Origin of the sequence: Vibrio sp. zbq_1, assembly GCF_043102935.1 — a bacterium.
GTDB classification, from domain to species: Bacteria; Pseudomonadota; Gammaproteobacteria; order Enterobacterales; family Vibrionaceae; genus Vibrio; species Vibrio parahaemolyticus.
Genome location: NZ_JBICJH010000004.1, coordinates 118,637 through 142,961, shown reverse-complemented (window position 1 = coordinate 142,961; position 24,325 = coordinate 118,637). Strand labels below are relative to the sequence as shown.

26 protein-coding genes are annotated in these 24,325 nt (G+C 47.0%); 10 read left to right on the top strand and 16 right to left on the bottom strand.

Annotated elements, in window-relative coordinates:
• Window positions 1–10: 10 nt before the first annotated feature.
• Window positions 11–2,725, top strand: a complete 2,715-nt coding sequence (locus tag ACF8CV_RS01060) for a DUF2339 domain-containing protein (RefSeq protein WP_138937834.1) — start codon at window positions 11–13, stop codon at window positions 2,723–2,725.
• Window positions 2,726–2,849: 124 nt separating this feature from the next.
• Here ACF8CV_RS01060 and ACF8CV_RS01055 read toward each other — a convergent pair whose 3' ends face one another.
• From ACF8CV_RS01055 to flgB, 12 genes are read right to left on the bottom strand one after another with little or no spacing between them, the layout of a single operon-like run.
• Window positions 2,850–3,890 (bottom strand): flagellin, encoded by a 1,041-nt coding sequence (locus tag ACF8CV_RS01055; RefSeq protein ID WP_138937835.1) that lies wholly within the window; start codon window positions 3,888–3,890, stop codon window positions 2,850–2,852.
• Window positions 3,891–3,907: 17 nt separating this feature from the next.
• Window positions 3,908–4,807, bottom strand: a complete 900-nt coding sequence (flgL, locus tag ACF8CV_RS01050) for a flagellar hook-associated protein FlgL (RefSeq protein WP_138937836.1) — start codon at window positions 4,805–4,807, stop codon at window positions 3,908–3,910.
• Window positions 4,808–4,818: 11 nt separating this feature from the next.
• A complete protein-coding gene (flgK, locus tag ACF8CV_RS01045) occupies window positions 4,819–6,192 on the bottom strand; it encodes a flagellar hook-associated protein FlgK (protein WP_138937837.1) in 1,374 nt (457 codons plus the stop codon).
• Window positions 6,193–6,732: a rod-binding protein gene (locus ACF8CV_RS01040; RefSeq protein ID WP_005463927.1), complete on the bottom strand. Its 540-nt coding sequence runs from the start codon at window positions 6,730–6,732 to the stop codon at window positions 6,193–6,195.
• Between the two features lie 10 nt (window positions 6,733–6,742).
• Window positions 6,743–7,864 (bottom strand): flagellar basal body P-ring protein FlgI, encoded by a 1,122-nt coding sequence (locus ACF8CV_RS01035; protein WP_005463987.1) that lies wholly within the window; start codon window positions 7,862–7,864, stop codon window positions 6,743–6,745.
• Window positions 7,864–8,535 carry a flagellar basal body L-ring protein FlgH gene (gene flgH, locus ACF8CV_RS01030; protein WP_011106240.1) on the bottom strand — a complete coding sequence of 224 codons (672 nt, stop codon included), beginning with the start codon at window positions 8,533–8,535 and terminating at the stop codon, window positions 7,864–7,866. Before flgH ends, ACF8CV_RS01035 begins: the two co-directional genes overlap by 1 nt.
• A gap of 32 nt (window positions 8,536–8,567) precedes the next feature.
• Window positions 8,568–9,353 carry a flagellar basal-body rod protein FlgG gene (gene flgG, locus ACF8CV_RS01025; protein WP_005481471.1) on the bottom strand — a complete coding sequence of 262 codons (786 nt, stop codon included), beginning with the start codon at window positions 9,351–9,353 and terminating at the stop codon, window positions 8,568–8,570.
• A 25-nt stretch (window positions 9,354–9,378) separates the two neighbouring features.
• Window positions 9,379–10,110, bottom strand: coding sequence for a flagellar basal body rod protein FlgF (locus ACF8CV_RS01020; RefSeq protein ID WP_005464045.1), 732 nt, complete (start codon window positions 10,108–10,110; stop codon window positions 9,379–9,381).
• A 12-nt stretch (window positions 10,111–10,122) separates the two neighbouring features.
• Window positions 10,123–11,319: a flagellar hook protein FlgE gene (gene flgE, locus ACF8CV_RS01015; protein ID WP_005463978.1), complete on the bottom strand. Its 1,197-nt coding sequence runs from the start codon at window positions 11,317–11,319 to the stop codon at window positions 10,123–10,125.
• Window positions 11,320–11,345: 26 nt separating this feature from the next.
• Window positions 11,346–12,029 carry a flagellar hook assembly protein FlgD gene (gene flgD / locus ACF8CV_RS01010; RefSeq protein WP_005463939.1) on the bottom strand — a complete coding sequence of 228 codons (684 nt, stop codon included), beginning with the start codon at window positions 12,027–12,029 and terminating at the stop codon, window positions 11,346–11,348.
• Window positions 12,029–12,463, bottom strand: coding sequence for a flagellar basal body rod protein FlgC (flgC, locus tag ACF8CV_RS01005; protein WP_005464013.1), 435 nt, complete (start codon window positions 12,461–12,463; stop codon window positions 12,029–12,031). The genes flgD and flgC overlap by 1 nt, the downstream gene beginning before the upstream one ends.
• 2 nt (window positions 12,464–12,465) lie before the next feature.
• Window positions 12,466–12,828 (bottom strand): flagellar basal body rod protein FlgB, encoded by a 363-nt coding sequence (gene flgB, locus ACF8CV_RS01000; protein WP_005463947.1) that lies wholly within the window; start codon window positions 12,826–12,828, stop codon window positions 12,466–12,468.
• A gap of 78 nt (window positions 12,829–12,906) precedes the next feature.
• On the opposite strand from flgB, the gene flgA reads away from it, so the two are divergent.
• The 4 genes from flgA to ACF8CV_RS00980 all read left to right on the top strand — a co-directional run bounded on the left by flgA (window position 12,907) and on the right by ACF8CV_RS00980 (window position 15,309).
• Window positions 12,907–13,704: a flagellar basal body P-ring formation chaperone FlgA gene (gene flgA, locus ACF8CV_RS00995; RefSeq protein ID WP_138937838.1), complete on the top strand. Its 798-nt coding sequence runs from the start codon at window positions 12,907–12,909 to the stop codon at window positions 13,702–13,704.
• A gap of 135 nt (window positions 13,705–13,839) precedes the next feature.
• Window positions 13,840–14,121 carry a flagellar biosynthesis anti-sigma factor FlgM gene (gene flgM, locus ACF8CV_RS00990; RefSeq protein WP_005464040.1) on the top strand — a complete coding sequence of 94 codons (282 nt, stop codon included), beginning with the start codon at window positions 13,840–13,842 and terminating at the stop codon, window positions 14,119–14,121.
• Window positions 14,122–14,144: 23 nt separating this feature from the next.
• On the top strand, window positions 14,145–14,582 hold the full coding sequence (gene flgN / locus ACF8CV_RS00985; RefSeq protein WP_005463929.1) for a flagellar export chaperone FlgN: 438 nt from the start codon (window positions 14,145–14,147) through the stop codon (window positions 14,580–14,582).
• Window positions 14,563–15,309 carry a lytic transglycosylase domain-containing protein gene (locus ACF8CV_RS00980; RefSeq protein ID WP_025579533.1) on the top strand — a complete coding sequence of 249 codons (747 nt, stop codon included), beginning with the start codon at window positions 14,563–14,565 and terminating at the stop codon, window positions 15,307–15,309. The genes flgN and ACF8CV_RS00980 overlap by 20 nt, the downstream gene beginning before the upstream one ends.
• A gap of 500 nt (window positions 15,310–15,809) precedes the next feature.
• Here ACF8CV_RS00980 and ACF8CV_RS00975 read toward each other — a convergent pair whose 3' ends face one another.
• Window positions 15,810–16,328 carry an NUDIX hydrolase gene (locus tag ACF8CV_RS00975; protein ID WP_005464022.1) on the bottom strand — a complete coding sequence of 173 codons (519 nt, stop codon included), beginning with the start codon at window positions 16,326–16,328 and terminating at the stop codon, window positions 15,810–15,812.
• 333 nt (window positions 16,329–16,661) lie between these two features.
• Between ACF8CV_RS00975 and ACF8CV_RS00970 the strand changes: the two genes are divergently transcribed.
• Window positions 16,662–16,916, top strand: coding sequence for a DUF333 domain-containing protein (locus ACF8CV_RS00970; protein ID WP_069547840.1), 255 nt, complete (start codon window positions 16,662–16,664; stop codon window positions 16,914–16,916).
• A 258-nt stretch (window positions 16,917–17,174) separates the two neighbouring features.
• Window positions 17,175–17,831 (top strand): hypothetical protein, encoded by a 657-nt coding sequence (locus tag ACF8CV_RS00965; protein ID WP_005481502.1) that lies wholly within the window; start codon window positions 17,175–17,177, stop codon window positions 17,829–17,831.
• Here the strand turns inward: ACF8CV_RS00965 and ACF8CV_RS00960 are convergent.
• Window positions 17,821–18,663, bottom strand: coding sequence for a YdcF family protein (locus ACF8CV_RS00960; RefSeq protein ID WP_042765958.1), 843 nt, complete (start codon window positions 18,661–18,663; stop codon window positions 17,821–17,823). The two genes, ACF8CV_RS00965 and ACF8CV_RS00960, sit on opposite strands and share 11 nt — an antisense overlap.
• A gap of 158 nt (window positions 18,664–18,821) precedes the next feature.
• Between ACF8CV_RS00960 and ACF8CV_RS00955 the strand changes: the two genes are divergently transcribed.
• Both ACF8CV_RS00955 and ACF8CV_RS00950 read left to right on the top strand, forming a co-directional pair.
• The gene (locus tag ACF8CV_RS00955) at window positions 18,822–20,192 is read left to right on the top strand and encodes an L-serine ammonia-lyase (RefSeq protein WP_025499386.1); all 1,371 of its coding nucleotides are present in this window, start codon (window positions 18,822–18,824) and stop codon (window positions 20,190–20,192) included.
• A gap of 359 nt (window positions 20,193–20,551) precedes the next feature.
• Window positions 20,552–22,048: a peptide MFS transporter gene (locus tag ACF8CV_RS00950; RefSeq protein WP_025629881.1), complete on the top strand. Its 1,497-nt coding sequence runs from the start codon at window positions 20,552–20,554 to the stop codon at window positions 22,046–22,048.
• Between the two features lie 93 nt (window positions 22,049–22,141).
• Here the strand turns inward: ACF8CV_RS00950 and ACF8CV_RS00945 are convergent, their stop codons facing one another.
• Entirely contained in the window at window positions 22,142–22,378 is a 237-nt protein-coding gene (locus tag ACF8CV_RS00945) for a hypothetical protein (protein WP_005464033.1), read from the bottom strand.
• 208 nt (window positions 22,379–22,586) lie between these two features.
• Here ACF8CV_RS00945 and ACF8CV_RS00940 point away from each other — a divergent pair, with 208 nt between their 5' ends.
• Window positions 22,587–23,462, top strand: coding sequence for a LysR family transcriptional regulator (locus tag ACF8CV_RS00940; protein ID WP_023624802.1), 876 nt, complete (start codon window positions 22,587–22,589; stop codon window positions 23,460–23,462).
• Here the strand turns inward: ACF8CV_RS00940 and ACF8CV_RS00935 are convergent.
• Window positions 23,459–24,238, bottom strand: a complete 780-nt coding sequence (locus tag ACF8CV_RS00935; RefSeq protein WP_171055905.1) for a phosphotransferase enzyme family protein — start codon at window positions 24,236–24,238, stop codon at window positions 23,459–23,461. The two genes, ACF8CV_RS00940 and ACF8CV_RS00935, sit on opposite strands and share 4 nt — an antisense overlap.
• Between the last annotated feature and the right edge of the window lie 87 nt (window positions 24,239–24,325).

Below are 24,325 nucleotides of genomic sequence, written 5' to 3'. Positions count from 1 at the left end.
GAGAAATGGATTGTTTACGACACTTGCACTGATCACGGCTTTTTTTGCCATATTGATCGGTTTGAAAGCCGCCAGTCGGATATCGTTGCTGGAAAAAGAGCTGTCGAAATTACAGAAAGAAGTTGCCTCTCTTCGCGTCAGCACGCGTCGCGATTCGAAACTCGAAGCCTCCCAACCAGAGCCTGACACATCGGAATCCAGCCTTGGGGCGGCCTCTTCGATGCGTTCAGATTCTGGCGACTCGGCATTAAGCGCTCCAAGCAACATCGAGCCTGAATTTGAGCCTTCATACCTTGCAACTCAGCAGCACCATAGCGAGCAAGAGCAAACCGAACTCAACCAAAGCCAGCAAACACAAGTTCAGTTGGCGACGTTTACTCAGCAAGAAGACCCACTAATCCAGAAGCACGCGCAAAAACTCATTGCTAACTTCCAAGAGAACTGGCTAGTTTGGGTCGGCGCATTAGCCATGTTGATCGGTGGCGGCTATCTGGTACAAGTGATTGGTAGCCATATTGAGTTTTCGCCACTTATGCGTGTTTCTTTTGCCTTTTCACTCTCGTTACTTATGGTACTCGCTGGCGAGTGGTTCCATCGAAAAGAGCAAAACAACCCGGATCGCGCCGCACGCGCTCAAGGCTTTACCTATGTGCCTGCTGCTGTCACCGGAACGGGGCTAACGGGCATTTACTGCACCGTCATTTTTGCTTTTGTGGTTTATCAAATGCTGACGCCAAGTGTCTCGTTGATCATCTTGGCTGCGGCGGCATTTTGCAGTTTAGCGTTGTCATTGCGACAAGGGCCGTTAATGGCGGTGCTCGGTTTAATCGGTGGCTACACAGCTCCACTTTGGATTGGAGGTAATGAACCGAACTACTTTTTGTTAGCCGGATACATCTGCGCGATTTCGTTCGCGGCGACCTTATTGATGCAAAAAGTGCATCGGGCATGGATTGCGCCAAGCATCGCCGTTCCGCATGTCATTTGGATGCTGCTGTTGATTGAGAGTATTCCAACTGAACTGCTGTTCTCGTGGCTCGCGATTTATCTCTCCATCACTTTGTATCTCATTTCCGCGGTTCCGAGAATGGGTTGGATGCTCAATCCTCGTTTTCGCCACTATCAAAGCAAGTGGACAAATCAACCAACCGCGACCTCTCTTGCAGTAGCGTTATTGACCTTTTCTGCTATCACCAGAATGCCGGAACTGAACACTCTACAAATGGCGTACTGTTATACGCTGCTTGTGGCGATCATTTGGCTACCGGCACTTCGCACAGGCTGGTCATTACGTGTATTTTTGCCATCCATACTCGTCTCGGCAACCGCGCTGATTGTTCTCACCATCGCGTTTGATGCGCTGTATATGTTAGAGCGAGAAGCCAGCATCCTATTCGCATTGGCGGTGAGTATTGCGCTGATTGGCTTTAGAACCTATTGCCAATCTTTGAGTGACCGTTCGCAAATCAGCAACGTGCTTTTGTTGGTGCTAGCACCAACGATGGGTTTGGTCACGTTGTTTTATGCTGACGAATTCATGCACGGTTACGCCCTGTACTGGACGTTGTTCTGCGCGCTCATCGCGGCCTATTATGCGTTCCTTAGCCAGCGCCTTCGCTCTCTTGCACTTGAATGTTCAGCGGTCGTTCACGCTCTGATTTCTGGCGTCGCTTTCGTTTGGTTAAGCGACACTTGGCTCACCACTGCCATTTCGATACAAGTCGCGGTGATGGCACTGCAAATCCAAGCCGGGTTCTTTCGCCCAGCAAGTTGGGCGGTCAAAATCGTGATGGGTATTTTGGTGGTTCGTCTCACGTTGCTGCCATTTATTCCACAATGGCAGCCGGTTGAAAGTGGGCATTGGGCTTGGGTCATTCTTAGTTACGTGCCGTCATTGGCTATCTTAGCCTATGCCCGAAGCGTGCTAGCGAAACAAGATTCCGACCTGACCAACTGGTTTGAAGGGGCGTTTTTGCATGTGTTCTTAATGGCGTTGTTCACCCAAACCAACTACTGGTTAACGGGACAATACGGCTATTTGGGGCACATCGATTTCACAAGTGCCGTGGTCTTTGCCAACCAAGCTCTGGTTATGGGCTTGGTTTACAGTTATCGCAGCCAATTTGCTCAGCAGCTCACCCTTGTTTATCAAGCCTACAGCTACTTATTGTGGGGCGTATTCGCGCTATTGACGGTATGGCTGAACAGCGTTGAATCGCCACTCATCACCAACAACGTATCGGCACAAGCCATGCCTGTGTTCAACATGCTGAGTTTAGGTTGGCTTCTGCCAGCGTGCATTCTCATTGCTGCGGTCGTTAGACGCTGGAATACGCTGCGTGTACACCGATTAGCGGTCGCATGTCTTGGCTTTGCATTAGCGGCCATTTGGCTAGGGATGTCGATTCGACAGTTCTGGCAAACCACGTCAATGACGCTGTTTCAACCGACCAGTATGGCGGAGTTGTTTAGCTACTCAGTGGCAGGATTAATGGTTGGTGGCGCTTTAACTTGGCGTGGCGTCATTCACAAAGCGATGATGATGCAACGCATCGGCTTAATTATATTGGCCTTTGTGGCGTTGAAAGTCTTCTTGTGGGATGTAAGCTCTTTGGACGGGTTCTGGCGCGCCATCAGCTTCTTAGGCTTGGGGGCATCACTTATTGCTTTGGGATGGCTATTTCAAAAACTGCATCGCTCAGTCACTCAGACCTCTGAGCCATAGTCGACGTTCTTCAACACAAAAAGATAAGCGGAAAAGAGAGATTCCCGACAATGCATTTTCGCCGTTATTGGGGGGCAGCAAAAATGTAAAGCCGGGAATCATTGGAGTGTTCTTTGAAACGGCGTTATTTCAACAATGCAACCACCGTATGACGGCGAACATTCGCTTGCGCATTTAACGCTTGGAACGTCGAGGTAAACTGACCAGACGTCTCCATAAAACCATCCAGTTTTGCGTTCACTTCATCTACCGAAAGTTGATGACTTTTGCTTTGGATTGAGCGCATCTGCGTGTTCAACTCGCCATGAAAAGCTTTCGCTTCTTCTAAGCTGGTTTGCACTTGTCTTAAGTGCTGATTGACTTTCGAGATGGTCTGTTTGATGCCATCACGAGAGCCTAAATCAAAACTCAGCTCTGCAATGCCGTCCGGCTCAGATTTCAAGTTCAGCACATTTGGCTGGCCAGCTGGGAAGCGATGCCCTTCGCCCGTGACCAAAACCTTCTGCTGCATTTGTTGATAAGCGTTATCCCGCGCTTCAAACAAAATGGTGCCGTCTTCAGCCAATGATGCGCGCATGCCCATTGCAATTAAACTGCGGTCGAGCATTTTCACCGTGCGTGCGCCGTCCGATTGACCGTCAAACTGAATCATCACCGCTTGGCCCTGAGGGAAATCCAAACGAATTTGTTCCGCTCGGTCACTGAGACGATGCACATTCAAACCTGGGATAGAGAAGCGACGAATATCGGCTTTATCCAACTTGAGATGCAGCTCGTTATCAATCACCTTCTGGCCATCAAAACGCGCTTGTTCCACAACACGTTGAATGTTCGCTTTAGAGCGCACAAACGTATCTTGCAACCCCGGCACATTTTGTGTGCCTTGCGTAACGGCTTGAGTTAACCCACGTTTAATGTGCGTTAGCTCTTTACCAATGGTTTGCAGTGATTTTGAAGCAATTTGTACTGCTGTTGCTTGTTGCTGTCCCTGAGTCAGTTGAATGCCTGAAACAGAATAGGCTGACGCGGTGTCAGCCTGAACTTGAATTGGACGCGGTTTGATCGTACTGCTTGAATCCGCAGAGCGGGTTGGCATGATAGAGGCTTGTTCTTGGCCACCCAAGCGTATGCTATGGGCTCTAACCTCTACTGTACTCATTACCATAAAAGAACTTCCTAACCTTAAATACGGTCAAACAATGAAAGATCGTTGATCTTCACGTAGCTCGCCTGCGTAGCTTGCAGAGCAGCCATGTAGTTGCTTAAACGTACCGAAGCTTCACCGTAGTCCAATGCAGATAAGTCACCAGAGACTTTGTCGACAAACAACTTGTTTTCGCTGTGTGCGCCATCCATCAAATCTAGGTTGTTATGGCGACCACCGATTTCCGTCATCGCGCCTAGTACGTTTGCCATCGTATCATCGATGGCGTTTAGGCTAGCGTCCACTTCGGCTTGAAAATTCGGACTCGGCTTCTCAAATTCTGCAATCAAAGCGTCGATTTGATTAAGAACGTTCTTGCCGCCACCAATATCTAGGATCTCTTGTGCGGTCATGTTCGAATCCATGGTCACGCCTTTCGCCACCGTCACCACACGAACATCGCCGTTGCCTTCGACCACATAAGCGCCACTTGATTTATTGAGAGCCGCGGTATCGGTTTTTGTGCCCGAGAACAGAAAGTGGCCTTCTTCATCTTGCGCATTGAAAGACGATTCGATGGAGTCACGGTAGCTTTTCAGTTCGGTGATCATGCCGCTACGGTCTTGATCCGTTAACGAACCGTTCGCGCCCCAAAGAACAATGTCACGCATGCTTTTCAAACTTTCGCTCACTGAGTCTAGGTGCGTCTCTTGGCTTGAAAGCGTTGTTTTCAGGTTTGCGATGTTGCTTTGGTATTGAGCAATCGCGCTGTTTTCGCGTTCCAAGTTAAGCAGCTTGATAGACGCCATTGGATCGTCAGACAGCTTAGTTAGTCGCTCACGTGTCGACATTTGTTGAAGTACTTTCCCAAGGCCTGCGCTGTTGCTCTGCAGGCTTTGCAGCATCATTTGGCTGAATTGGTTATCACTGATTCGCATCTGGGTTTCCTCTAGAATAACTGCAATACAGAGTCGAACAGCTGGTTCGCCGTACTGATCACTTTCATGTTGGCATTGTGCGCGTTAGCAAACGTCATCAAGTTCGCGGCTTCTTCATCGCTGTTCACTGCACTTACGTTGTCGCGAGCGGTATGCGCTTGCTTGCTCATTGCCAGTTTTGCTTGGTAATCCGCATCAGCCTGACGCGCCTTGATCGCCGTTTGGCCAACCATTGAGGTAAAGGCATCGTTTAAGCTCACTGAGCCGTAGCCCGTTACCGCAACCGGTTTGTTACTCAAATCAATCAAAGATTTAAGAACATTCGCGTTACCCGGCGTACCATCGCTTGAAAACGCCAATTCTTCCGCGCTCAAATCTGTGATGGTTAAACTTGCCGCTGGGTTATCAGGGTCGTAGTTAAACAGTGGTTTGCCAGCATTGCCTTTCAAGTCTGTACCTGTAGCAAGTACCGCGTTGTACTCATCTGCCAGAGCTTTTGCCATGTCATCAAGCGCTACTTGGTTTGGCTTTAGAACGTCGGTTTGGTAATCGTTGATGGCACCCAACTTACCCCCGACCGAATCGCCAATAGCGAAGCTTTGATTAGCAAAATTCACGTGCAGATCTGCAAGATACGGATCGCTTGGATCAGGAATCGCAGACAGTTGACCAAAGTCCGAGCCCATGACTAACGGCTGACCAGAAACCAACGTCACCTGCATGCTGCCATCCGGTTGATCGGTTGTTTTCACTTCGATCACTTGTGACAGCTCACCGATCAGCTTTTCACGCGTGTCCATCAATTGAGCAGGGTTACCGCCTGTACCTTGCATTTCAACGATTTGCTTGTTCACGTGAGCGATGTTCGACATCAGACTGTTTGCATGAGTCAGCGCAGCAGTGCGCTGATCATTCATGTCTTTATGTTGGTTGTGCAAAGACTGAGTTAGTGTGTTGAAGCGTCGAGCCAACGCTTCTGATTCATTGATGATTTGCTGGCGGTAAGGCATCGATTCTGGCTTCACTGTCGCGTCGTTAAGCGCGGCGTTAAGCGAATCTAAGCCAGCAGAGATACTAAATCCGTCTGCACCCAAGGTGTTTTCTAGTTGGCTCATGTTGCTGGTGTAACCAGCCGCGTAAGCCGCCAAACTATTGGTAGACCAAGTTTGTTTAACCAAGAACTGATCAGTTACACGGCGGATGCTGGTCACTTCCACACCCATACCAGAACTTAAGCGGTTGGACTTACCATCACCAACTGTCGCCATCAACGCTTGTTGACGGCTGTATCCTGGCGTGTTGACGTTCGCAACGTTTTGCGCCGTCACGTCAAGTGCAACGCGGTTTGCGTTTAAACCTGAGAGGGCGATATTAACTAGGTTCATTTACAGCTCCATTTTCCTGATCAGCGGCTGAGAAAAAGCGGTCGTCATACCGGCTTCTCCAAGCACTTGTTTAACTGAGGCGACCGCTTGAGCCGTTGAGTTAAATGGGTCGGTAATTTCTTCGAGTTCAAGCTGTGATATCGATTCAGAATCGACCGGTTTACCGTCATTTGCAGAAGACACATTGCGCGCCGAATCGAAGGCCACTTCGCGCATTGAAGGGCTCAGCTGCTGAATCAGCATATTAGCGATGCCAGAGCTTTGCTTTTTCGCCAACTCCATCGCCAACTGACCATCGTACATGTCGCGAAAAACGCCTTGTTGCTTGCTTGAAAATGGGCTGTCTTTGTCCGCTAACACGTCGCTGCTACTGCGCATTTGACGCAGCACCAATTGTAAGAACATAGCTTCAAATTGACCCGCCACCATTTCGAGCGCGCCTTCTTGATCACGACTGTGCTTGATGTTCGCCAACGCACTGTTGTCGTGATAAAGCATTGAGTTCAATTGAGCTTGATCGCTGCTACCGTCTAGTTTCATCGTTCACTCCTTAAATCACGACCAGTTCAGCATTCAACGCGCCCGCTTCATTTAGTGCCTGAAGAATCGACATCAAATCGGTTGGGGTTGCGCCTAAGCTGTTGACCGCATCGACAATGGTATTGAGCTCTGTGCCCGGAGGCCAAATCACCATTTGAGCGAGCTCTTCGTTTACATCAATATCCGTTTGATTCACGACTTTTGTCTCACCATCAGCAAACGCATTCGGTTGACTGACTTTTTCTGATTCTGAAATTCGCACCGTCAAGTTGCCGTGGCTTACTGCCGCTTCGCCAACTTTGACATTCTTGCCAATCACCACAGTGCCAGTACGGGAGTTGAAGACGATACGTGCAGGCTTACGACCTTCTACGACGCTCATCTCTTCCAGCATCGACATCATGATCACGCGTTGTTGCGTGTCTTTCGGCGCTCGCATATCCACGCGTGCTTTGTTGATGGCAACAGCCACGTTCGGACCAAACGTATTATTGATTTCACGTGCGATGTTTTTTGCAGTGGTGAAACTTGGTTTGCGCAGGTTTAACGTGATTTCATCGCGCTGGTTGAAGTCTGTTTTGATTTCGCGCTCTAACGTTGCACCATTCGGCACACGACCCGCTGTTGGCGTATTCACTTCGACTTTCGAACCACTTTTACCTTCAGCAGATAAACCGCCCACAACAACGCTACCTTGTGCGATGGCATACACTTCACCATCGATACCGCGTAGCGGCGTAAGAAGCAGCGTACCGCCGCGCAAGCTTTTCGCATCACCAATGGATGATACGACCACATCTAAGGTTTGGCCCGGCCCTGCCATAGGGTCTACCGATGCCGTCACACTTACCGATGCTACGTTACGCAGTTTAGGGTCCATGCTGTCATCAATCTGAACACCAAATTGGCGCAACATGTTGGTGATGGATTGTGAGGTAAATTTTACTTGGTTGCGGTCACCTTGGCCGGCAAGACCAACCACCAAACCGTAACCGACTAATTGGTTTTCGCGGATGCCTCGAACATCCACCAAATCCATAATAGGAATTTCCACTTCAGCCTGTGAAGTCGCAGGAAGCCCTAAGGTCAATGCCAGTAGGAAAGACGAAAAAAAGGTATTGATTGGCTTCATTAGAATGGTACCCATGGGCTGTTAAAGAACTGAGTCAGCCATCCAGCAGCGTTGCTGTCTGCCAACGCGCCGCGACCAGCGTAAGTGATGCGAGCATCCGCAATTCGTTGAGAAGAAACTTGGTTATTGCGAGTGATGTCATCGACGCGAACAATGCCCGTCAAACGGATAAATTCATCACCTTGATTTAAGCGCAGCCACTTTTCACCACTGATGCGCAATACGCCATTTGGCAACACGTCATGCACCGTGACCGTGATAGCACCTTGGAGCTTGTTGCCTTGCGAGCTAGACGCACTGCCATCGAAATTTCGGCTGCCGTCAATGCTCACACCAAGTTCATCAAACTTTTTAGTGCCGATGGTTGGCGCAGCAAAGTTCACCGCTGAGCTCTTACCAAATTTGGTTCCGGCTTTTTTGCTTGAAGAAGTCTCTTCAGAAAGCACCACGGTTAGCACATCACCGACTCGGTACGCACGACGATCTTGGAACAGAGTCATCGTGTATTGGTGACGATAAAGGCTACCAGATTGAGCGTCTGGTAAGGTGTAATCCAACTTCGGCGGCGCATACTCCTCAGCATTTGGCTGAGGCGGAATAAACTCCTGACGTCCGGCACATCCCACCAGCAACACGACGGCTACTGCCCAACTCTTAGAAAGCCATTTCATTGCTTTTTCCTTCATCATCACCAACTTCATCATTACATCGATTGCGAGACAAACTTCAGCATGTCATCTGCTGCTGATACGACTTTGGCATTCATCTCGTAAGCACGTTGAGTCGTGATCATGTCGACCATTTCTTCCACAACTTGCACGTTAGAGCCTTCTAGCGCGCCTTGCTTGATGCTGCCTGCACCATCTGCGCCGGCAATCAGCTCATCGGCTGGGCCACTTGCTTCCGTCTCGCGGAACAAGTTACCGCCAACGGCTTCAAGACCGGCTGGGTTGATGAATTTTGCTAGTGTGATTTGACCAAGCTGCTGAGGTGTTGGATCGTCTGCCGTTGTTGTTGTCACTGTGCCATCTACGCCAACCGAGAAAGAGGTCGCGTTGTCAGGAATTTGAATTTGTGGCTCAAGCGGTAGACCTTGACTGTTCACCATCAAACCTTCTGAATTGATGTGGAACTGACCATTACGCGTGTACATAATCTGACCGTCAGAGTTTTCAATCTGGAAGAAGCCTTGCCCCATTACCGCTAGATCTAGGTCTTGAGTCGTGTTTTGTGTGTTGCCTTGCGTGAACACTTTTTGCGTGCCGACAACGCGCACACCACTACCCAGTTGAACACCGCTAGGTAGCTCGTTTACCTGATCCACCTGTGCACCAGGTTGACGCTGAATGCTGTAGAACAAGTCTTCAAATACAACGCGGTCGCGCTTAAAGCCGACGGTGTTTACGTTTGCTAAGTTGTTGGAAATGGCAGTCATCTTCGTATCCTGCGCTGCCATACCTGTCTTACTTACCCATAATGCCGAATGCATTGGTTATCTCCTTTTGGGGCGAGACTTATCTCGCCGCCATTAATTTGTTACCGGCTTGCGCCAACGTTTCTGCAGTTTTCATCATGCGTACTTGCATCTCGAAGTTACGCGTTAGCGACATCACGCCGATCAGCTCATCGATCGCCGATACGTTACTGCCTTCGATGTGTTCTGGTGCCAATTGCACGGTTTCATCCGCTGCGAATGGCACACCGTCAACGCTATGAAGCAAGCTGTCGCTCTCTTTTTGCAGCTGATTGATTTCTGGCTTCACCAGTTTCAATGTGCCGACTGCGATTTCTGCACCGCCGCCCGGTGGAATAACCGAGACAAGACCACGCTCACTGATTTCGATTTTTTGGTAATCAGGCACCACCAACGGACCGTTTTCACCCACAACCGGGAATCCGTTGATAGACATTGCGCCAAAGGTATCGATTTGAATGTTACCGGCACGCGTGTAAGCCTCGTTGCCCGCTGGCGTTTCTACCGCAAGGTAACCTTCACCCATAACGGCAACGTCGAGCGCACGACCTGTTTTCACAACGTCGCCAGAATCAAAACGCGTTGATGCAGAGTTTGTGACCACCATGGTTCGGCCATCAAAGCCCGGGCCTTGTAACTCCACGCTACGAACACGTTCCATATCCGCACGGAAACCTGCGGTATCCGCGTTTGACAAGTTATTCGAACGAACGTGTTGCGCTTTAAGAACTCGGCTTGCACCGGAGGTTGCTGTAAATAACAAGCTATCCATGCAGAACTCCTATTACACCGCGTTGAACAAGGCTTGAGTGAGCTTGTCGCTGGTCGAAATCGTTTTTGCGTTCGCTTGGTAGTTACGTTGTGCTGTCATCAGTGCCACAAGCTCACTGGTTAGGTCGACGTTTGAGCCCTCTAATGCACCTGGAGTCAAGTTACCCAGCGTGCCAGAACCCGGAACGCCCATGATCGGCGCACCAGAGCTAAAGCTTTGTGTCCACGCAGTGCCGCTCACTTTTGCTAGACCTTGCGTATTAGCAAAATCAGCCAGAACCACTTGGCCTTGAAGCTGTGATTGACCGTTAGTGTAAGTTGCGTAAACCATGCCGTTGTCTTCTACACGCACGCCTGCAAGCTCACCAGATGTGTAACCGTTCGGGCTGTTTGTGCTCACGCCAAACGCGGCACCAAATTGCGTGCTGCCTTTTAGGTTGATATCAACGCTCATTGCGTTTGCGCCCGCAGCTGGGAATGCCACATTGAAAGAGCCTGTTGGTGCCGCTAACGTACCGTCTTTATTAAACGTCACTGGAATGGTTGAAACAGGAGTTTTACCACCGTCGACTTGCACGTTCACTTCCCATGCGTTGTCTGCCGTTTTAGTGAAGTACTGCGTCACGGTGTGAGAGTTGCCAAGTGAATCGTACACCTGTGTCGTGTAAGAAGAGTTGAACGAGGTTGGATCCGCTGGATCGAACGGCGTTACCGCTTTATCAATCGCTTTTGCACTTGCATCGAAGTTCGCAACAAAATCAAGCTTATCTGTCGCTTTCGCGTTGAGTGACGATGTTGATACTTGGATGTTACCTACAGAACCCGTCATCAAGTTGTTGTTGCTATCTACGCTGTAACCTTGCAACTTCGCGCCATTGTTCGCTGTTACAAAGTTGCTCTTATCCGTACCAAATACGCCAGAACGAGTGTAAAGCGTTTGACCCATGTGATCTTTTGTCACAAAGAAGCCGCTGCCGTTGATCGCCAAGTCCATTGAACGACCAGTACCCGTGATTGAACCGTTTTTATCGAAGTTTTGCGAAATAGACGCAACTTCTACGCCGCCAGGTTGCATGCCGTTGTATACCGCTGCGAACTCTGTGCGCGCACCTTTAAAACCATACGTTGAAGCGTTGGCAATGTTGTGGCTGATCGTGTTTAGCTCTGTGTTGGTCGCGTCCAGACCACTAAGTGCGATGTTAAAACTCATAAAAGACCTCTGATTTGCTTATTTGGTTAAGCACCAAACTGAGTGATTTGATAGAAAGGAACGTTGCCAACGCCATTAACATTGACCAATGCTGCGCCACCTGAACTCGGAATACGAACCTGTTCAACAGTGCCAGCCAGTAGAACATTCGGGCTCGCTTGGCCTTCTTGAACTTCTACAGATACCGTGTATTTGCCCGGCTTTAAGCCAAGCTCTTCTGGATTGATTGAGAACTCAACGTCACCAGCGCCGTGAGCGCCAAGTGGTACGTTCGTCTTCTGACCGAACTGATCCTTCACAACTAAAGTCACTTGGTTTGAACCGTGACTCAGTTCGATTTTGCCGTTTTGCGCACCATCACCCAGTTCGAATTCTTTTGAATTCACGTAAACCGTTTGACCAACCAAACCGGCGGTCGATAGCACTTGCATGTTGTCGAGTAGCACCATGCTGTTTTGCATGACCTTAGACATGTTCTCGGTACTTTGAACTTGAGAGAACTGCGCCAACTGACCGACGTACTCTGTGCCATCTAACGGGTTTAACGGATCTTGGTTTTGAATTTGCGCCACCATCAAAGAGATGAACTCATTTTGAAGTGAAGACGCGCTGTTCTTATCCGTTGGGTTTGGCGCAATGCCACTGTTTTCTTTTGCTGCCGCTTTAACCGGAGCGTCCGACGATAATGCCGTGTACTGTGCAAGACTCATTAGCTACCCTGCCCTAAACGAAGCAAGCCTTGCTGCATGCTTTTCACATTTGCCAACACTTCCACGTTCGTTTCGAAGCTGCGAGTCGCTGACATCATGTCCGCCATTTCCGCAACCACGTCGATGTCTGGGTAGTAAACGTAACCTTCGCCGTTAGCGAGTGGGTTATTTGGCTCAAAGCGTTTTTCCGCCTGACCTTTGTTTTGCACCACATCGACAATACGAACTTCAGCATTTGGGTAAATGCCGTTTTCTGTCGTCATTTGCGTTTTTTGATACACGGTAGCGAACACAGGTTTAAGTGCTTTGTACGCATCATCTGGGTTTGCAGACACCGCATCCGCGTTCGCAAGGTTACTGGCAACCGTGTTTAGGCGAACGGTTTGCGCCGTCATCGCAGAGCCAGTAATCGAATAAATATCAGTGAATGACATAATTAACGTCCCTCAATCGCTTTCGCCAAGCCGTTAAATTTCATGTTCAGAAACGTCAGGCTGGTTTGAAAGTCCATGTTGTTTTGGGTGAATTTTGCTTGTTCAACACCAAGTTCCACAGTGTTGCCATCTTTACTGTTTTGGTACGGCACCGAATACTGGGCCTGAACCTGCAGCTTAGGTACAGAATTACTCACACCGTTTGTCGACATCTGGTTCATAACAGTGGTGAAACTTAGGTCTTTCGCCAAGTACCCAGGGGTGTCAACATTTGCTAGGTTACTGGCGAGGACTTTGGTACGCTGAACGCGAAAATTGAGTGCCTCTGGATGTACACCTAAAGCATTTTCAAATGTGATCGCCATGCATCTTTCCTTACAGTCGGCTCGAATACGCCAAGATACAAACAAGATACGTGCCATAAATTTTATTTATATTTATCAATGACTTACAAACAAGAGTGGAAACCAAACTTCCGGTTTACGGAAAGCAAAAAAATTAGGGGGAAAACTCTAATTTCCTCAAAGTGGATACTGTTATTAGGAATTCTTTCGGCAGGACAAACTTTCGCCAATCCGGACCAAACCACCTTCTCATCGGAGGAGCTAAAGGCCGTTGTCGCAAAACATTTTGAACAAGAAGTAGACCGCGTTGCCAAGTCCAACCAGTGGGGCGAGTACCAACTGGAGTACGATTTGTGGGTGCCAGGTTCTGCCAACCATTTACCCAAATGCGATGCCAAATTGGTGATCACGGGTCGCGATAACCAACCTTTGCCAGTCGGTAACTTAAAGCGTTCCGTCAGTTGCGAAGATCTCACTGCTCCATGGCGAATCAATGTCACGATCAAATCTTCGGTCACACTGCCAGTGGTGGTTGCGGCGACGACTGTAGGTCGCAGTGAAGTGGTGACAGCCAATCATCTGAAATTGGAAACTCGAACCATTTCGCGCTCGGACGATTTCTACACCGATCCTAAACACGCCATCGGCTTGGAAACCACGCGTCGACTCCGCGCCGGACAAGTCGTCGATCCAACCAACTTAAGTGCCCCCGCTTTGACTGAGAAAGGCAATGAAATCATCATCATTGCTAGCAAAGATGGATTTAGTGCAAGCACCAAAGGTGTCGCCTTAGAAGATGGAGCGAAAGGCCAACAGATTGAGGTAGAAAACCTCAGTTCTGGAAGAGTCATTCGAGCGGTTGTGACAGGAAGAAACCAAGTTCATACTCAGTTTTGATTTTGGACTCAACGTAACATTTTTCAATTTTGCCTCTCGTCACATCGCGTGAGTATCGAGTACAAAAATAAAATTTAATGTTCACCACATCCTTGTCGCCTATTGGATTTAGAACATGATGATGAGGACCACAGCATGAAAATCGACAAAGTCGCGGGCGGTCATGTCCCACAAACAAATTTCCAACAAGCAAGTAAAAAGCCTGTTGAAACAATGGAACAAACCAAAGTAAGCGAGCCTGCGTTTCAAGCAAACACAGCAGCAATTGATCGTGCCCAAGCAGAAATGAAATCGCTACCAGACGTCGATATGGAAAAAGTTGAGCAAGTTCGTAACGCGCTAGCACGCGGCGAATTGAGCCTAGATACAAAAGCGCTATCTAAGGCAATTATGCAATTCCATACTGGTCACGAGTAAAAGCACAGCATTAGGAATACACCATGGCAAGCGCGGCATCGCAGCGAATTCAGTATTTTGTTCGTTCAATTTCTGAAGACATCAAACTGTATCAGCAATTATTGACCCTACTTCAACAACAAAAGGCGTTGTATCTGAAGTTTGATGGTGAGGCACTGAACACCAACGTTCAGCAACAAACACCAATACTCAATAAGCTGAGCCGCTCTTCTAATGAAAGAAGCCAATGCATGCGTGAGCTGGGGTTACCGTGTAATGACTCCAGCGTAACAAGAATTTTCAACGCTTTGCCTGCCAAGATTGGTGCGCAAGCGAGAAAACAGTGGACGTTATTGGAGACACTCATCAAGCAGTGCCAACAATACAACCAGAGCAATGGCCAAAGCTCTGCTGCGTTCCATGAGTTAGTCAGTCAACTCAAACAACCTGTGCAACACACTTATGAAGATAAATCGTTTTAAACGATGGTCGTCTTGCCTACAGATTCAGCCGCCATCTCGGCTGGATACTGTAGGCCTTTTTATTTCTGCCTGTTTGTTGTTCAGCACTTCTTTTCTTTGCCAGGCAAAACCCAATACTACTGATATAGAACAGCAGTATCAGGTTCTTGCGCCTTATAAATTACAAATCGACCAACGTCTCACTTCCGTCAATCCACTTCTCGACCACATCTTTAAGCAACTCAAAAGCAAGTCACTGCCCAAAAGTCTCGTTTTGGTACCAATGCTAGAATCTTCTTACAACGCAAAAGCCGTTTCTCACGCCAACGCCGCGGGATTATGGCAATTGATTCCTGCAACAGCGATGCGCTTTGGTTTAACGGTTGATTCGAATGTGGATGAGCGTTTCGATACCCAAGCCAGCACGAAAGCTGCATTGGACTATCTGGCATTTTTATACAACAAGTTTGATCAAAACCTCGCATTAACGCTGGCGGCCTATAATGCAGGAGAAGGCCGAATTGCTCGCGCTATAAAGAAAGCGGGCTCCGATGACTTCCAACAGCTCACTCTGCCAAAAGAAACACATCAGTACGTCAGTCGTTTCTTCGCCTTGGAAAAACTGATAGATATCGGACAGTTACAACACTCTTCTTTTCAGCCGTTACTTTTATTTGCTTCTGAATCTGCGGCACCATCACAGCCTCTGATCGACTTTAGTCGACTTCCTCCACTCGTTAATTTGTGATAATAATCACCAAAACACCGAATGTCAGAAGAACGTAAAATTACAAGATCCTGTTCTGCTAATTTAAAAACTCGTGATCTCGATGCAAACGTGTGCAAAAAAGTTAAGGTAATGTATCTCAAGAATAAGAAAGAGTAGTGGTTTACTGATAATAGTCCAATTTGCACTTGTTTATTGGATAGATATGCATCACATTACGTGTGCAAAAAAGATGAAAACCAATGGTTGGACCTATTAATTATTTACACACTAAATATAAAACGGCTATTGTTTTCATAGTTTGAAACAAAACTCAGAATATCGAGATGACGCTTCGCTTGCGCGTCTGGAATAAGTCCGGGTTCCGGGGGGGAGCTCGGACTTTTTTATTGCGCTTAATTGCGTAAAGAAGTGAATGATGAAATCCCTAAACACATCTTCCTAACCACTTCTAAAAACGCTTACTGAAGCTCATTCCCATTCAATAGGTATGAGCTCAGTCTTCGGCACTCTGGTGACAGCTAAAGCAACTCTTTAGCGATCAGGTGAAGTAAGAACGTTTCACGTTCGATACTCATTCCTTTCTTCGGGCTTTCTGCCATCGTCTTTTCGTTATGTGCTATCGCTTCATGGACATTCATCCAAACTGGACGCATACCATTCTTCACTTCGTAATCTTCATACGCTGTCTCACCCAGCTCACGATCGATTTTGCATGTGTAACAGTACGAAATCATGTGCATCACGTCGGCATCGTCTTTGTACCAAGGACGAAACTCTTCAAAAATACCGAATGGTTTGATGCTATGAATATTTTGCGCCCCCGTTTCTTCTTCGAGTTCACGAACTAGCCCAGCAATAACGTCTTCACCTTCATCAATTCCGCCACCAGGTAGCGTGTAATCGTGATAACGCTCTGTGTAGAGCAACAACACATCTTCACCATCAAGTACAATGGCACGCGCTGCATTACGCTGAAAGATAATTTTATCGTCCAGATGGTCGAGTTCTGGATGAATGGTCGATTGTAAATGTCTCATCGAAAATACCGCCGTAAATATGATGCGCGCATACTACCGGAGTTCACTCTTTAAATCATCGTTGTGTTAATAAGCAAGCCAAAGTAGCGATACCTAACCAATTAAAGTGTACTAAACCGTTCACGAGCTCGCGTCTTGTTGAGCGGCTTACGCTCGATACATTCACTATGTATCCGCAACAGATGTGACGTACTAGCAAGCTCTTTATGAGAAATGTCTAAAATTCTTCTAAATATGTCTACGCCCTTCTTACTTTTAACATCGATAAGACAATAATTGACGAAAGTTGCCTATAATCAAGGCAATACTCGCCTATCCCATGCGGAGATAAAGATGAAAAAAACAAGTTTAATGATGGCTATGGCAGGGACAATGGTACTTGCTGGTTGTTCAACTTATGACGGCGCAACTCGCTCAACAGAGTACACCTCTGTTGCCAATCCGGCGGCCGTTTACTGTGTACAACAAGGTGGCGAACTGGACACTGTGTCAGAGAACGGTGAGCGTGTAACTTACTGTGTGCTTTCTGACGATGAACGTGTTGAACAGTGGGAATACTACCGTAACAACCACAAAGAGAGTGACTAGCAATAAACTCGAATCTAATAAATAGTAATATTATTCAATAACTAAGGAGCCAATCGGCTCCTTTTTTGTTCTTTAATATCCGCATTTTCCTACAGGAACTTCACACTACTCTGACTTTACCGTATGCAAATATAATATCGAACAGCGTTCTATTCCTGACATTCCTCTGACAATACTTTCCACTTGGTCAATAAAATCATGCCCAACATCACACAAATTCACATTTCTTCCACATTTTTCTGGAAACAGGTGGTCAGGATGAAAACACAAATAGTTAAACAAGCCGAAACGGCACAAAACAACGTGATTACTGATGAGTCAAAACGCATCATCTACAAATCGTGTTTAAGCGCATTGATGATTGTTGCGATCAGTATTCTCGTCAATCTGAGTATTCGTCTTGATTACGTAGTATTGGGATCAAGTTTGGGTGAAGTCTCTATCACTGAAACCTTACAAGTGATCATGCTGGCGATTGCTTCATGGTCGTTCTTCCAACTTTCTAAGCAAGAAGAACAAGTTAAACACGCCGCTATTTTGATTTCCGGCTTCTTCGCTGTGTTGATAATTCGCGAACTGGACTACTGGATGGATATGATCCGTCACGGATCGTGGGTATTCCCTGCGTTAACCGTCACTGCTCTGGCTTGCGCAAAAGCTTACCAAGGTGGTAAAGGTACAGTGAACGAAATGGCACGCATTCTACAAGTTCCGCACATGAAGCTCTTGATTGGTGCCGTCGTTCTACTGCTTGTTTTCTCTCGCCTTTACGGTATGGGAAGCTTCTGGCAGCAAGTCATGAATGAAAGCTACATCCGCGATGTTAAGAACATTTCGGAAGAAGGCATGGAGCTGCTTTGCTACTGTCTGATTGCGTTGAGTGCTGTTCGTATGCGACGCGAAATCACTGAATAGACTCGGGATCTAAACGGCGATTGAGCGCAGTTAAAATGGGATGAAACACTTCCAATGCTCGCTCTGCTGTTGCAACCGATTCATCAAAGGCCGTCATTTCGATGGCCTTTTTCATTTCCGCAATTTGCTGCAAAACATCCATTTCTAACGGTAAAGCGCGAAGTTGATTTATTGCTTGTTTAGCCCGCAGCAAAGGCTGTGCTCGAACGCTAGTTAAATCTCGTTGAAATGCCCCACTTTTAACGCCCTCCAGATACACTCGATACGTCGTCAGTTCATCAAGTAAAAGAAACGCTTCTGCCTGTGGTCCTTGATGTGGGTATGGCACGCTAATGTGCTTCTGAATATCTAGAGAAATGTGTAAATCTAAACCCACGGACGCGCATTGAGATTTGATCACGCGCAGTAAGCCTTGCTCATCCATTAGCGTTTGAATTTCTAATATGCGCTCAAGATGGTAGGCGTTTGATAGCAAAATGACCTCAACCGCCGCTTGAGACGGTAACGGAAATAAACCGCTTTCACACAGAACTTTCGCTGCATTTCGCATGTTTTCAAACGTATTCAAAGAGCGATTTTCAAGCAGGACTTGGCTTGTCGGAAAAGGCTTGGCCAGCGACGTATTCAGGGTCTGAAAATATGCATACATAGCGTCTGCTTCCGAAATGCTTTGTCCTTGCGTTTTTCCACCACAAAATACGAGAGCAGTATTCTCCATTGGCATTTCGCGGATCTTAGCGGCTAGTGCTTCGACTCTCGAGATGCCTTCGGCACTCAATTGGTTATTAACCAATCGCTTACCTAGTACGATGACCACGTTACCTAACTTCATACTTCTCTCTCAATTTCCCCTGCGACAAAGTCACTGTTGTGTGGTCTTTGGCATAGTTACAAAAATCTTCTTTGCCAACCGCCTTGCAGGCATTAACATCTAGTTAACAACATTGTTCTAGAGACCTATGAAAGGTTCATTGCTGAAGGAAGTCAATTATGCTGTCGATTTTCGATATTTTTAAGGTCGGTGTCGGGCCATCCAGCTCCCACACTAACGGTCCTATGCTCGCCGGATTCCATTTCACTCAACTACTTAGCGACTCTATGGCGAAAGTGCGTCGGGTGCAAGTTGACTTATATGGCTCTTTGTCACTGACTGGTAGAGGACACCACACTGACCGAGCCACAGTGCTAGGGTTGATGGGCAATAAGCCCGATACCATCAAAATGACCAGTGCCAAAAGTGCACTGCAACACACCATCGAAAACCATACCTTATCGTTAGCTGGCTCTCATCAAATTGAGTTTAGCTACGACCACGACATTGTATTTCACAGCGATAACCTGCCGCTGCATGAAAATGGTATGACGATCACCGCGCTCGATGCCGCAGGAGATCAAGTCGCCTTTGAGACGTACTACTCTATCGGTGGTGGTTTTATTGCGACAGCGGCAGAGCTCGAACATGGCGGCCAACAAGCCAGCGCAGAAGTACCTTTCCCTTTTTCATCCGCAGACGAAATGTTGGAAAAAGCAGAGAAAAATGGCCTCAGCCTTGGTGGTATGATTCTGCAAAATGAGCTGGCATTTCGAGAGCAAGAAGAAATTGACCAAAGAGCTGAACAAATTTGGAAAGTGATGTCACTGTGCATGCAGCGTGGTTTCGATACTGAAGGGATCCTTGAAGGTGGCTTGAACGTCACTCGCCGAGCTCCGAATCTGTTGAAAAAACTAGAAGCGAATGCAGCAGTAGAAAATGATCCAATGGAGATCATGGACTGGATTAACTTGTTTGCCTTTGCGGTCAGCGAAGAGAACGCGGCAGGCGGGCAAGTCGTCACATCACCAACCAACGGTGCCGCAGGCGTTATCCCAGCAGTATTGATGTACTACCATCGATTCATCAAAGAGCTGGACCTTAAGCAATTAAAAGACTTTCTCGCCGTTGCTGGAGCGATTGGTATTTTATACAAAACCAACGCGTCCATTTCTGGGGCGGAAGTGGGCTGTCAAGGTGAGGTGGGAGTTTCCTCTTCTATGGCAGCGGCTGGCCTAACCGCCTTGCGAGGAGGCAGCAACGAGCAAATTTGTATCGCAGCTGAAATTGCAATGGAACACTCTCTCGGTATGACCTGCGACCCAATAGGGGGACTGGTTCAAGTGCCTTGTATTGAACGCAATGCGATGGGCGCAGTAAAAGCGATTAACGCATCACGAATGGCACTAAAACGCACTAGCAAATGTCTTATTTCATTAGATAAAGTTATCGAAACCATGTACCAAACTGGTAAAGACATGAATAAGAAATATCGAGAGACATCTCTAGGTGGTTTGGCAATCATCCATATGGCACCACCATGTGAATAATAAGTACGCATAATTTGCATCTTTCTTTACACATCGCATTGTTGGTGGCACTTAGCATCAACAGTGCGATTTCTTCCCTTCCTTGTATCAATACTCGCCTGCTTTCCATCATTTATTTTTCAATACGTTAAATTCGTTATTAGCATTTTGTTTTGATAATAATTTATAAATTAGTTTTTATAACTACATTTATCAACTTGATCTAGAACAACGGATAAGCAAATAACAAACTTCACATTAGAAAATATAGTGCGTCTTTTGTCAGTTATGCGACAATTATTTCAATACTCAATATCTCGTTCAAGTAACATTTAACAGAAATAATCACTATCTTTCTCCGCTAATGTGAGTACAAAATTATGTGGAATAAACTAAACAAATCTATGATGTTCTGCCAAATGATGTTTGGCTTATCATTTTATGGCGTGTTAGTGAGCTTAACTCGCTTTTTTCTAGAAGATCTAAATTACAACGAAGCCGATACGATGATGATCGTGGGCGCTTTTTCTGCCATTGGGCCATTGTTTGCCATCGCTGGCGGATTTATTGCGGATAAGTTTTTAGGAGCTTACCGCTCTCTGTCCATCGCCTTTCTGGCGTTCGCTGCGGGTTACGTTTTGCTGGTACTTGGTGCTTCGGCGACAAACGTTCCTTTATCGATGTGTGGTATCGCTCTAGCAAGCTACGGCCGTGGTTTGATGTCACCTTCTTACCCAAGTCTTTACAAACGCACTTTTAAATCACAAGAAGATTTCGAAAAAGGTTACCCAATCAACTATTCCGTGAACAATGTCGGCGCTTTTTTAGGCCAGTACCTGTTCCCGATGATCGTGCTGGTAATTGGCTTTAACGGCGGCTTTACCATCTCTGCCGTCATGGCAGGCGCTGCGCTTGTGATGTTATTGATGTTCAGAAAGGGCCTAACTGGTGTAGCCGCTGAACTTGACCAAAAAGCGGTAAGCTTGAAAAACTGGGTATTCTTCGCACTGATTTCCGTCGCCATGATCGCGTTGGTGTTCTTCATGTTCTCAAACATGGATATTGGTCAAAACATCGTTTATGCCATCGGTGGCGCTGCGATTCTTTACTTCGTCTCTTTAATGCTGAAAGCCAGCAAAGCCGAGTCATTGAAGATGGGCACCATCCTCATTGTGACCTTCTTGACTACGTGTTTCTTCGTGTACTACGGACAAATGATGACGTCAATGAACATGGTGGCAATCAATACTTTGAAAGGCTCACTGTTTGGCTTTATCCCACTTGAGCCAGAAGCAGCAATGGCAATGAACCCACTTTGGTGTATGGTTGGTGGCCCTATTGTTGCGGGTTTCTTCGGTATACTTGAAAAACGCGACGTTCACCTTTCGACAGCGACTAAAATCGCGATGGCGTTTGTACTCACTGCAATTGCATTTGGCATCCTAACGTTTGCGGTCACAACCGTTGGTGAAGATGTGGTGATCATGCCTGAAATCTTCTTGGCGATTCACTTCTTCCAAGCCATTGCGGAAGTTATCGTTGGTTCAATGGTTGTGGCATTCATTCTGTCTGTAGCACCAAAACACATCGAGAACTTCTCGGTTAGTCTATTCTCCGTTGCTATCGCACTGAGTGGTATCGTTGGTGCCGCTTTCTCAACATCGATTGCGATGGAAAAAGGCCAAGAGATCACTCAAGAAATCGTACAAACCGTATACGGTGATTACTTCCAATTGCTTACTGTACTAGCGGTTGTGATGGTGGCGATTGCTATGGCAGCGTCGGTTGTTATTCGCAAAATGCTGGATGCGGCAAAAGAAAGCGAAGCACAAGCGCAACCTGTCGAGATTGAAGCGGGTGTCGAGGTACAGAGCTAATCGCTTTCGCACCGCCACTTGATTACATACGCAATCAACAAACAAAAATGCCGCGAATTCATCGCGGCATTTTCGTAATGACAACGTGACCGATTAATCGCGGCGGCCACGAAGTTCAATCGGTTGGGTAGATGCATCGGTTTGAATCATCACGCCGCCGTACATCGCTTCATTACGGCCTTTCAACGTAAGTTGCGAGTTTGCGCGTTCAACATCCACTTGGTTCGTATTGCTCATTGTCATGTCAATGGTACCTGTGTATGAGCCATCCGCCGCAAATGCCACATTCGCTGAGCAAACCATCAAGCCTAATGCGATTAGTTTTTTCATACATCACCTCTGTTATTGTCTGTACCTGTGTCGATGTAGAAACTGTATCAACGCAAAGGGGATGAGACGAGGAAACTCCTGATTTACCAAATGGAAATCCCGCTTTCTTCACTTCCGATAGATGCCTCAAGAAAATTGACCGTTTGCTGTCTTTGGATGATCAGCTCAACGCTATGATGTGAAGCGAGCCGAATTGTTGGAGTAAAGAATGGCTATTAATCTGGATATTCAAAACATTCTTGTGCTGAAGCGCATGTATGAGCTGCGCAATGTTCGGTTAGTCGCAGAGTCGTTAGGAAAAACATCCGGAGCCATCAGTAAAAACCTCACCAAGATGAAAACCCAGTTCGATGATCCTCTGTTTGTGCAAACGAAACATGGCTTTGAGCCGACGACGTTTGTTGAAACAAACATGGCACACTTCGAACAGATTCTGATGAGTGTGGACTCCATTAAGCCGCAAAACTTTTCCCCAGAGACCTTTGATGGGCAACTGTCGATTTATGCCAACACGCTATTTTGGGATTACTTCGGTGATGAGCTTTACTTGAGCCTGCTAAAACAAGCACCTCGAGCCAAATTTTCGTTTCTGCGCTGGGGAAACGAAGCTAAAAACCGTTTAATAGATGGTGAAAATGCGGTCGCAATCCACTACTTTGATGAGGACTTACCTCAATCGGTCGCACAAAAAGAGTTGGGAAAAGGAAAGGCCGTCTTTTTTGTTCGCAAAGATCACCCCGCGCAAGATTTTGATGACTTGCAGCTCTACCCCTTTTTACTCTTCAAAACACCAGGATGGAATGACTACCGATACCCTCTGTTGGAACGCTTGAAGAACATTGGCTTTAATGCATCGCCAAAAGTGGAAATAGAACACCCAGCGATGATCCACAAAATCATCCTTCAAACCGATCATTTCGGTATCACGATGAGTGACCATGTCCCGCAGGGATGCAGAAGTATCGCACTACCGAACCGCTTAGAATTGAATGTCAGCTACGTGATGAGTTGTCGGCGTTCACAGCAACACGCACCATTAAATCTATGGTTATTTGATAAGATTAAACACGTGATTGCAAACTAACGTTCTTTTAGTATGCCCAAAGTAATCGCTTGGTGATGTTGACGCAGATAATCGATATCTTGCAAATACGCGATGTGATGTTCCTCTTCCAAATTAGCTTGAAATCTCTCATCCCTGCTGCTTGCCATCAGTCTCATGTAATCAACCAAAGCCGTGAGCCTTAACGTCATCACATCCACCAGATTTTCTCGCTCTAATTTTGAGCAGCCATACGCGTCACAAAACAGCTTGGCGCGTTGAATTTGCTGTTCCAAGTTGCCCATTCGGTCATTTTCATCCGTTTTAAAAGGAGCCCAACCGTAAATGGAAAAAGCAACGTCCCATAAACGAGGAGCAGGATGTGCGGTATCAAAATCGAATACACCAACCACGGTTTCACCATTTAGTGCAACATTGTATGGCATAAAATCCCCGTGACAGATCACCTCTTGGGGAGCGCGATCAGGTAGCATCCAATGACACACTTCGCTTTGATGTGAAATGAGAAAATCTTCTGAAGCATCATGCATTCTACGCAACATTTTGGCCGCGGATAAAAGTGCAGTAACAGAAGCAATAGAACCTTGCAGTGGATAGTTGAAGGTATCTCCTTCCACAAAGCTCAGCCACTCTTTGCCACCCTCAATCCCAATCACTTTGGGGCATTGCGTGAATCCATTGGAATGAAGGTGATTTAACAACTGGTGGACGGTCATCGTCCAAAAGCTTGCCGGACGACTAACGCGATCACCAGTACGATAAATGGCATTGTCCCGACCACCTTGTAGCATTTCCATGACTTTTCCTTGTTCGATCAGATTTGGGGCGACGATTGAAACAAGCGTCATTTTATACCTTAAGTAACGAATCTTGTTTTAACTACC

Excerpts from the sequence above, each read along its gene's own strand:
- ACF8CV_RS01055 (WP_138937835.1), bottom strand. The coding sequence starts at position 3,890 with ATGGTAATGAGTACAGTAGAGGTTAGAGCCCATAGCATACGCTTGGGT.
- flgL (WP_138937836.1), bottom strand. The coding sequence starts at position 4,807 with ATGCGAATCAGTGATAACCAATTCAGCCAAATGATGCTGCAAAGCCTG.
- flgK (WP_138937837.1), bottom strand. The coding sequence starts at position 6,192 with ATGAACCTAGTTAATATCGCCCTCTCAGGTTTAAACGCAAACCGCGTT.
- ACF8CV_RS01040 (WP_005463927.1), bottom strand. The coding sequence starts at position 6,732 with ATGAAACTAGACGGTAGCAGCGATCAAGCTCAATTGAACTCAATGCTT.
- ACF8CV_RS01035 (WP_005463987.1), bottom strand. The coding sequence starts at position 7,864 with ATGAAGCCAATCAATACCTTTTTTTCGTCTTTCCTACTGGCATTGACC.
- flgH (WP_011106240.1), bottom strand. The coding sequence starts at position 8,535 with ATGAAATGGCTTTCTAAGAGTTGGGCAGTAGCCGTCGTGTTGCTGGTG.
- flgG (WP_005481471.1), bottom strand. The coding sequence starts at position 9,353 with ATGCATTCGGCATTATGGGTAAGTAAGACAGGTATGGCAGCGCAGGAT.
- ACF8CV_RS01020 (WP_005464045.1), bottom strand. The coding sequence starts at position 10,110 with ATGGATAGCTTGTTATTTACAGCAACCTCCGGTGCAAGCCGAGTTCTT.
- flgE (WP_005463978.1), bottom strand. The coding sequence starts at position 11,319 with ATGAGTTTTAACATCGCACTTAGTGGTCTGGACGCGACCAACACAGAG.
- flgD (WP_005463939.1), bottom strand. The coding sequence starts at position 12,029 with ATGAGTCTTGCACAGTACACGGCATTATCGTCGGACGCTCCGGTTAAA.
- flgC (WP_005464013.1), bottom strand. The coding sequence starts at position 12,463 with ATGTCATTCACTGATATTTATTCGATTACTGGCTCTGCGATGACGGCG.
- flgB (WP_005463947.1), bottom strand. The coding sequence starts at position 12,828 with ATGGCGATCACATTTGAAAATGCTTTAGGTGTACATCCAGAGGCACTC.
- flgA (WP_138937838.1), top strand. The coding sequence starts at position 12,907 with ATGACTTACAAACAAGAGTGGAAACCAAACTTCCGGTTTACGGAAAGC.
- flgM (WP_005464040.1), top strand. The coding sequence starts at position 13,840 with ATGAAAATCGACAAAGTCGCGGGCGGTCATGTCCCACAAACAAATTTC.
- flgN (WP_005463929.1), top strand. The coding sequence starts at position 14,145 with ATGGCAAGCGCGGCATCGCAGCGAATTCAGTATTTTGTTCGTTCAATT.
- ACF8CV_RS00980 (WP_025579533.1), top strand. The coding sequence starts at position 14,563 with ATGAAGATAAATCGTTTTAAACGATGGTCGTCTTGCCTACAGATTCAG.
- ACF8CV_RS00975 (WP_005464022.1), bottom strand. The coding sequence starts at position 16,328 with ATGAGACATTTACAATCGACCATTCATCCAGAACTCGACCATCTGGAC.
- ACF8CV_RS00970 (WP_069547840.1), top strand. The coding sequence starts at position 16,662 with ATGAAAAAAACAAGTTTAATGATGGCTATGGCAGGGACAATGGTACTT.
- ACF8CV_RS00965 (WP_005481502.1), top strand. The coding sequence starts at position 17,175 with ATGAAAACACAAATAGTTAAACAAGCCGAAACGGCACAAAACAACGTG.
- ACF8CV_RS00960 (WP_042765958.1), bottom strand. The coding sequence starts at position 18,663 with ATGAAGTTAGGTAACGTGGTCATCGTACTAGGTAAGCGATTGGTTAAT.
- ACF8CV_RS00955 (WP_025499386.1), top strand. The coding sequence starts at position 18,822 with ATGCTGTCGATTTTCGATATTTTTAAGGTCGGTGTCGGGCCATCCAGC.
- ACF8CV_RS00950 (WP_025629881.1), top strand. The coding sequence starts at position 20,552 with ATGTGGAATAAACTAAACAAATCTATGATGTTCTGCCAAATGATGTTT.
- ACF8CV_RS00945 (WP_005464033.1), bottom strand. The coding sequence starts at position 22,378 with ATGAAAAAACTAATCGCATTAGGCTTGATGGTTTGCTCAGCGAATGTG.
- ACF8CV_RS00940 (WP_023624802.1), top strand. The coding sequence starts at position 22,587 with ATGGCTATTAATCTGGATATTCAAAACATTCTTGTGCTGAAGCGCATG.
- ACF8CV_RS00935 (WP_171055905.1), bottom strand. The coding sequence starts at position 24,238 with ATGGAAATGCTACAAGGTGGTCGGGACAATGCCATTTATCGTACTGGT.